The organism is Aeromicrobium sp. (assembly GCF_025965075.1).
Taxonomy (GTDB): domain Bacteria; phylum Actinomycetota; class Actinomycetes; order Propionibacteriales; family Nocardioidaceae; genus Aeromicrobium.
Map to the genome: position 1 here is coordinate 1 of NZ_JAOPXQ010000061.1, position 7,190 is coordinate 7,190.

Here is a 7,190-nt window from a genome sequence, read left to right on the forward strand (position 1 = left end):
TCCTCGACGCGACCGAGTCGGCGCTGGGCGGCTACAAGTCCGTCACGATGGCGGTCAAGTCCAAGGGCACCCCGGAGCCGGGCGAGGCGCCGCACGCGCTGCTGAAGTTCGAGGGCGGCGTCCACCGGGTGCAGCGCGTCCCCGTGACGGAGTCCCAGGGCCGCATCCACACCTCGGCCGCCGGCGTGCTGGTGCTCGCCGAGGCCGAGGACATCGACGTCGAGATCAACGACAGCGACCTGCGGATCGACGTCTACCGCTCCTCGGGCCCGGGTGGTCAGAGCGTCAACACGACCGACTCCGCGGTCCGCATCACGCACGTCCCGACCGGGATCGTCGCGAGCTGCCAGAACGAGAAGAGCCAGCTGCAGAACAAGGAGCAGGCGATGCGCATCCTGCGCTCCCGCCTCCTGGACGCCGCCCAGGCCGCCGCGGACGCCGAGGCGTCGGACGTCCGCAAGTCGCAGATCCGCACGGTCGACCGCTCGGAGCGCATCCGCACCTACAACTTCCCCGAGAACCGGCTCTCGGACCACCGCACGGGCTTCAAGGCCTACAACCTCGACCAGGTCATGGACGGCGCCCTCGACGACGTCATCAAGTCGCTCGTCGACGCCGAGCTCGCCGAGCGCCTGTCCGCGGTCGAGTCCGGCCAGTGAGCACCCGGTCGTGAGCGCGGTACGTTCGCAGGCCGAGCGCCTGCTCGAGCAGGCGACGGCCGATCTCGAGGCCGGGGGAGTGTCGTCACCCCGCCACGACGCCGAGATGCTGCTGAGCCACGTCACGGGCGTGCCCCGCATGATGCTGCTCGGCTCGGCCCGCCTCGACGGCAAGCAGAAGGAGACGTTCGAGGCCATGGTGGCCGCCCGCGCCCGACGCGTGCCGCTGCAGCACCTGACGGGGTCGACCGGCTTCCGCTACGTCGACCTCGAGGTCGGCCCCGGCGTGTTCGTCCCGCGGCCCGAGACCGAGGTCCTCGCCGGCTGGGCGATCGACCACGCCAGGGCGCTCGACGCCCCGGTCGTCGTCGAGCTGTGTGCCGGCGCCGGCGCGATCTCGCTGTCGGTCGTGCACGAGGTGCCGGGGGCGACGGTGCACGCCGTCGAGCTCGACGAGCCCGCCTTCGAGTGGGCGCAGCGCAATCTCGCCGGCACCGGGGTCGACCTGCGACTGGGGGACATGGCCGACGCGTTCGGCGATCTCGACGGCACGGTCGACGTCGTCGTGGCCAACCCGCCCTACATCCCGCTCGACGCGTGGGAGAGCGTCGCCCCCGAGGCGCGCGACCACGACCCGGCGCTTGCGCTGTGGTCCGGCGACGACGGCCTGGACGCGATGCGGGTCGTCGAGGACGTCGCGTGGCGGCTGCTCAAGCCCGGCGGTGTCGTGGGCGCCGAGCACGCCGACGTCCAGGGCGAGTCCGCCCCGGCGGTCTTCGGCGCGCGCTGGAGCGCCGTGCGCGACAACACGGACCTGGCCGACCGGCCACGGTTCGTCACCGCCACCAAGCCCCGCCGATAGGCTTCGACGCATCATGGGCCTCGACGAGCTGGGACTGATCGGTGCTGCCATCGCCGTCGGACTCGGAGCGGCTCTCCTCCCGGTCTTCGTCAACGCCGAGGTCTACGTCGTCGCGATGGGCGCGACGGTCAACAGCCGCCCGTTCCTCGCCCTGCTGATCCTGATCCACGTCATCGCGACGACGATCGGCAAGGCGTTCGTCTTCCAGCTCGCCCGGCGCGGCACCAACAAGATCCGGATGATCGAGCCCCGGCCACCCCGCAACGCCCTGACGGCGCAGAGCCGCCGGATCGGCCGCCGACTGTCCCGGACCTGGTTCTTCCGGTGGGTCAAGCGGGTCAACGACTGGCTGCTGGGCCTCCTGGACCGGCCCTACTCGGGCGGGCTGACGGCGTTCATGTCGTCCCTCATCGGCATCCCCCCGCTCGCGATCGTGACGATCCTCGCCGGCGCCTCGAAGCAGCCGCAGTGGGTCTTCCTGACGACGGTGTTCACGGGGCGACTGATCCAGTTCCTCGCGATCGCGTTCCTTCTCCACCAGGTCAGCTGGTTCTGATCGTGCGCCATAGGATGACCGGGTGAAGTTCGACTGCAGCGTGGACGACGAGCTCGACCGGGGACTCCTCGCCGCCCAGGCGGCGCTCGAGGAGGGCAAGCTGGTCGTCCTCCCCACCGACACCGTCTACGGGCTGGCCGCCGACGCGTTCTCCCCGGCCGCGGTGCGCAACCTGCTGGCCGCCAAGGGGCGCGGGCGCGACATGCCGCCACCGGTCCTCGTCGGCGCTCCCACGACGCTGGACGCCCTCGCGGTCGACATCCCGTCCTGGCTGCGGTCCACCGTCGAGGCGCTGTGGCCCGGCCCGCTCACCGTGATCTGCCACCAGCAGCCGTCCCTGACGTGGGACCTCGGCGACACCCACAACACCGTCGCCGTCCGGATGCCCGCGGACCGTCGTGCCCTGGCCCTGCTCAAGCAGACCGGCCCGCTGGCGGTGAGCAGTGCCAACACGACCGGCCAGCCCGCCGCGCAGACCGTCGAGGAGGCCGAGGACATGCTCGGCGGCCGGGTCGCGGTCTATCTCGACGGGGGACCGACGTCGTCGGGCGTGCCGTCCACGATCCTCGACGCGACCGGCTCGACCCCGCGGATCCTGCGCCAGGGCGCCGTCCCGCTCGACGCCCTCCACGCGTTCAACAACACGATCGAGCCCGCCGAGGACGACGCCTAGTGCGCGAATACCTGGTCGTCTTCGGCATCGCGCTGGGCGTGACGTACCTGCTCGCCTCGATCGCCCGCCAGCTCGCCTACCGGTTCGGCGCCGTGGCCCGGGTCCGCGACCGCGACGTGCACGCGATCCCGACGCCGTACTTCGGGGGCCCCGCGATGCTCGGCGGCCTCATCGCGGCCTATCTCGTCGCGACGAACCTGCCCTTCCTCTCGCTCGCCGACGACGGTGTGTTCAAGGACGCCCGCGCGGTGGTGCTCGGGGGAGCGGTGATCTGCATCGTCGGGATCGTCGACGACCTCTACGAGCTCGACGCCCTCAGCAAGTTCGCGGGGCAGGTCCTCGCCGGGATCATCGTCGTGGCGCAGGGCGTGCAGTTCGTCTACCTGCCGCTCTACGGCAACTTCATCGGCCTCGACCAGGCCCAGGCCATGATCTTCACGGTCGTGCTGATCGTCGGCACCGCCAACGCGGTCAACTTCGTCGACGGGCTCGACGGGCTCGCCGCCGGGATGGTCGCGATCGGCGCCATCGCCTTCTTCGCGTACGCCTTCGTGCTGGCGGTCGAGAACGGCGAGACCCGCGCGATCGCGGCCGCGCTGCTGACGGCGGCGCTGGCGGGCGCCTGCATCGGCATCCTGCCGCACAACTTCTTCCCGGCCCGCATGTTCATCGGCGACTCCGGCTCGATGCTGATCGGCTTCGTCCTGGCGTGCTCGTCGATCAGCCTCACGGGCCAGTTCCCCGCCACCAGCCTGTCGGAGGGCATCGGGGGGGCCGAGGCGAGCTTCCTGCCCGCGCTGCTGCCCCTGATCCTGCCGTTCACGATCCTGCTGGTGCCGTTCGTGGACCTCGCCCTGGCGGTCGTGCGCCGCACCCGGGCGGGCCGCTCGCCGTTCAGCCCCGACAAGATGCACATCCACCACCGCCTGCTCGAGATCGGCCACTCGCACCGCCGGGCCGTCCTGCTGATGTACGCCTTCGCGGGCCTCGTGGCCTTCGGCAGCGTCGTCATCAGCCTGTTCAGCGGCTGGCAGTCGATCGCCGGCTTCGGCGCCCTCGCGGTGCTGACCGTCGCAGCGGTGTTCCTGCTCCCCAAGTTCGAAGAGAAGGTCTGGTCATGAAGTCGCTCCGTCACGTGCTGGTTCCCGTCCTGGGGGTGGCGGCCGTGTGCGTCGTCGTCTTCGGCCTCCTGGAGGGCCTCGACGGCGTGCTCGGCGCACTGCTGGGCAGCGTCGTGGTGATCCTGTTCCTCGGCTCGACCCCGCTGGTCCTGACGCCCGTCGTCAAGGCCAGCGCCGCCCTGTCGCTCCCGGTCGCGCTGGGCTTCCTCGCGACGAAGTCGCTGGCCGTCCTGATCGTGCTGGTGCTGCTGTTCGACGTCGGGGGAGCGGCCGACCACATCGACTCCACGGCGTTCGGCCTGACCGCGATCGTGACCGCACTGACGTGGACGCTGCTGCAGATCCTGGCGTTCCGCAAGGAGCGGGTGCCGACCTATGACCTGCGCGACGAAGGCTGACCAGACCCTGATAGCCTCGGCACTGCGAACCGGGCCCGCGCGCAAGCGCCGGGGTTCTTCGCACGACAATGACGCTGGCCGTATGCCTGTCGACTGCGGTCGCAGGCGACCACGCCATGACACGAAGGTGACCGAGTGACACTCGCCTTGACCACGTTGACTTCCTCCGAGAAGCCGCCGAGCCCAGGTCCTGCAGACTTCGATCTGCCCGGGATCTTCGGCACTGACGTCACGAAGCCGATGGTGCTCGTCGTCCTCTCGGGCGTCCTGATCGTCTCGCTCTTCTACATGCTGGCGCGCCCCGCGGCCGTCGTGCCGGGTCGGGCCCAGTTCGCCGGCGAGCTCGTCTACGGATTCGTCCGCAACGGCATCGCCCGCGAGAACATCGGGTCCAAGGACTTCCAGAGGTTCGTGCCGTACCTGTTCACGATCTTCCTGTTCGTGCTGGTCAACAACTTCTACGGCCTCATCCCGTTCCTGCAGTTCCCGTCGATGTCGCACATCGGCTACCCGCTGGGGATCGCGGTCCTGAGCTGGCTCGTCTACAACGGCGCCGGCATCAAGAAGAAGGGCTTCCTCGGCTACCTCAAGCACGAGACGGTCCCGGGCGGCATGAAGGGCCCGATCCTGCTGCTGCTGGTCCCGCTGGAGTTCCTCTCCAACATCATCCTGCGTCCGATCACGCTCACGCTGCGTCTGTTCGCCACGATGTTCGCCGGCCACCTGCTGCTGATCCTGTTCTCGCTCGGTGGCGAGTACCTCCTGCTGCACTCGGACAACAAGCTCGCCCTGCCCGCCGGCATCATCTCGGCGCTGCTCGCGATCGCCATCAGCTTCCTGGAGATCCTCATCATGTTCCTCCAGGCGTACGTGTTCACGCTGCTCTCGTCGATGTACATCGGCGAGGCGCTGGCCGACGAGCACTGAGCAACCCCCAGACCTACAACTTCATATCCCCACCAGCGACGCTCGACTGAGCGTCACAACGAAAGGAAATGCCGTGGGAGGCACAGCAAACATGATCGGTCTCGGCCTGGCCGCGATCGGACCTGGTATCGGCGTCGGTCTGATCTTCGCCGCGTTCGTCACCGGTGTCGCACGTCAGCCTGAGGCTGAGGGCAAGCTGCGCCAGATCGCGATCCTGGGCTTCGTGCTCGCCGAGCAGTTCTTCATCATCGGTCTCGCGCTGGCGTTCGTCCTCAAGTCCAGCAACACCTGATTCCGATCCACCGACAGAAGGCACACTCATGATCACGACACGTCTCGTGCTGGCGGCAGCCGAGGAGACTGAGGACATCAATCCTCTGATCCCGCACACCGCCGAGATCATCATCAGCCTGATCGTCTTCGCGTTGATCTTCTTCCTCCTGAAGAAGAGCGTCATCCCGATGTTCGAGAAGGCGTACGCGGAGCGGACGGCCGCGATCGAAGGTGGCATCGAGGAGGCCCAGGCCGCTCAGAAGGAGGCCCAGGCCGCCCTCGAGCAGTACACGGCGCAGCTTGCCGGTGCACGCCACGAGGCTGCCGCGATCCGCGAGGAGGCCAAGCAGCAGGGCGCGCAGATCATTGTCGAGCTCCGCGCCCAGGCGCAGGCCGAGTCGGACCGGATCATCTCCACCGCGCACGCCCAGGTGGAGGCCGAGCGCGCGCAGGTCGTCGCTCAGCTGAAGAGCGAGGTCGGCTCCATGGCGACCGCGCTGGCTGGTCGAATCGTCGGCGAGGTGCTCGACGACTCCGCCGCCCAGAAGCGCACGGTGGAGCGATTCATCGCAGAGCTCGAGGAGTCGGCCAACTGATGCGTGGCATTTCAGCGAAGTCTCTTGCCGATGTCCTGGCCGCGGTCGACGCGGCGACGGACACGACGGGTGACCTCGGTCCGGAGCTGTTCGAGATCGTCGCAACCCTCGACCGTGAGCCCGCGCTGCGGCGCGTGCTGACGGACCCGTCGACGGAGCCCGAGGCCAAGGCCGGCCTCGCCTCCTCGGTCTTCGGTGCGCAGATCAGCGCCGACGCACTGACGGTCCTGCAGGCGGCCGTCCGGGGCCGCTGGGCCTCGGGACGCGACCTGACCGACGGGCTCGAGACGGCCGGGGTGACCGCACTGGTCGCCGCAGCCGACGCCGCCGGTGAGCTCGACGCGGTCGAGACCGAGCTGTTCGAGATCGGCCGCCTCGTGCGGTCGGACGGCGAGCTGCGCCAGGCCGTGTCCGACCGGGGCATCGCCCCGGGCGCCAAGGCCGGGCTCCTCGCGAACCTGCTGGGGGGCAAGGTCTCGTCGACGACGCTGGCACTGGCCTCGCAGGCCGCCGCGGCTCGCACGGGCTCGTTCGAGAAGGCGCTCGCCGCCTTCGGTGAGACGGCAGCGGCTCGCCGCAACCGCCTGCTCGCCGAGGTCCGGGTCGCCTACGAGCTCAGCGAGGACGAGAAGCACCGCCTGGCCGCCGCGCTGGGCAAGAAGTACGGACGCGACGTCCACCTCAACATCGTGGTCGATCCCTCGGTCATCGGGGGCATCACCGCCTCGGTCGCCGGCGAGGTCGTCGACGGCTCCATGTCCACGCGCCTCGAGGTCGCCCGCCGGCGACTCGCAGGATAGCCAGAACACCTCCCCGACCGCACCGGTCTCCCAAGCACTAGTTCTCATACCAAGAAGGCAGGCACAAACATGGCGGAACTCACGATCCGTCCGGACGAGATCCGCGACGCATTGCAGAAGTTCGTGGCCGATTACAAGCCCAGCGCTGCAGCGACCGAGGAAGTCGGCATCGTTGCGAGCGCCGGTGACGGCATCGCTCGCGTCGAGGGACTGCCCTCGGCCATGGCCAACGAGCTGCTCGAGTTCGAGGACGGCACGCTGGGCCTCGCGCTCAACCTCGACGTCCGCGAGATCGGCGTCGTCATCCTGGGTGAGTTCTCCGGCA

10 protein-coding genes and 1 pseudogene are annotated in these 7,190 nt (G+C 69.3%); all 11 read left to right on the top strand.

Going from position 1 to position 7,190, the window contains the following annotated elements:
- The coding region (locus JWQ91_RS03950) for a peptide chain release factor-like protein (protein WP_297781111.1) at positions 1 to 659 on the top strand (659 nt) is incomplete at its 5' end.
- 10 nt (positions 660 to 669) lie between these two features.
- Positions 670 to 1,521, top strand: coding sequence for a peptide chain release factor N(5)-glutamine methyltransferase (prmC, locus tag JWQ91_RS03955; protein WP_297781113.1), 852 nt, complete (start codon positions 670 to 672; stop codon positions 1,519 to 1,521).
- 13 nt (positions 1,522 to 1,534) lie between these two features.
- Positions 1,535 to 2,077 (top strand): VTT domain-containing protein, encoded by a 543-nt coding sequence (locus tag JWQ91_RS03960; protein WP_297781115.1) that lies wholly within the window; start codon positions 1,535 to 1,537, stop codon positions 2,075 to 2,077.
- A gap of 22 nt (positions 2,078 to 2,099) precedes the next feature.
- Positions 2,100 to 2,750 carry an L-threonylcarbamoyladenylate synthase gene (locus JWQ91_RS03965; RefSeq protein WP_297781118.1) on the top strand — a complete coding sequence of 217 codons (651 nt, stop codon included), beginning with the start codon at positions 2,100 to 2,102 and terminating at the stop codon, positions 2,748 to 2,750.
- Positions 2,750 to 3,871 (top strand): MraY family glycosyltransferase, encoded by a 1,122-nt coding sequence (locus JWQ91_RS03970; RefSeq protein WP_297781120.1) that lies wholly within the window; start codon positions 2,750 to 2,752, stop codon positions 3,869 to 3,871. Before JWQ91_RS03965 ends, JWQ91_RS03970 begins: the two co-directional genes overlap by 1 nt.
- Positions 3,868 to 4,269: a hypothetical protein gene (locus tag JWQ91_RS03975; RefSeq protein WP_297781123.1), complete on the top strand. Its 402-nt coding sequence runs from the start codon at positions 3,868 to 3,870 to the stop codon at positions 4,267 to 4,269. The genes JWQ91_RS03970 and JWQ91_RS03975 overlap by 4 nt, the downstream gene beginning before the upstream one ends.
- Positions 4,270 to 4,416: 147 nt before the next feature.
- Complete coding sequence (gene atpB / locus JWQ91_RS03980; RefSeq protein ID WP_297781125.1) at positions 4,417 to 5,196, top strand: F0F1 ATP synthase subunit A; 780 nt, start codon at positions 4,417 to 4,419, stop codon at positions 5,194 to 5,196.
- 73 nt (positions 5,197 to 5,269) lie between these two features.
- The gene (locus JWQ91_RS03985; RefSeq protein ID WP_216822857.1) at positions 5,270 to 5,488 is read left to right on the top strand and encodes an ATP synthase F0 subunit C; all 219 of its coding nucleotides are present in this window, start codon (positions 5,270 to 5,272) and stop codon (positions 5,486 to 5,488) included.
- A 28-nt stretch (positions 5,489 to 5,516) separates the two neighbouring features.
- Complete coding sequence (locus JWQ91_RS03990) at positions 5,517 to 6,065, top strand: F0F1 ATP synthase subunit B (RefSeq protein WP_297781129.1); 549 nt, start codon at positions 5,517 to 5,519, stop codon at positions 6,063 to 6,065.
- Positions 6,065 to 6,865 (top strand): F0F1 ATP synthase subunit delta, encoded by an 801-nt coding sequence (locus JWQ91_RS03995; RefSeq protein ID WP_297781131.1) that lies wholly within the window; start codon positions 6,065 to 6,067, stop codon positions 6,863 to 6,865. Before JWQ91_RS03990 ends, JWQ91_RS03995 begins: the two co-directional genes overlap by 1 nt.
- A 69-nt stretch (positions 6,866 to 6,934) precedes the next feature.
- Positions 6,935 to 7,190 (top strand): annotated as a pseudogene (locus JWQ91_RS04000) (F0F1 ATP synthase subunit alpha); the annotation flags it as partial.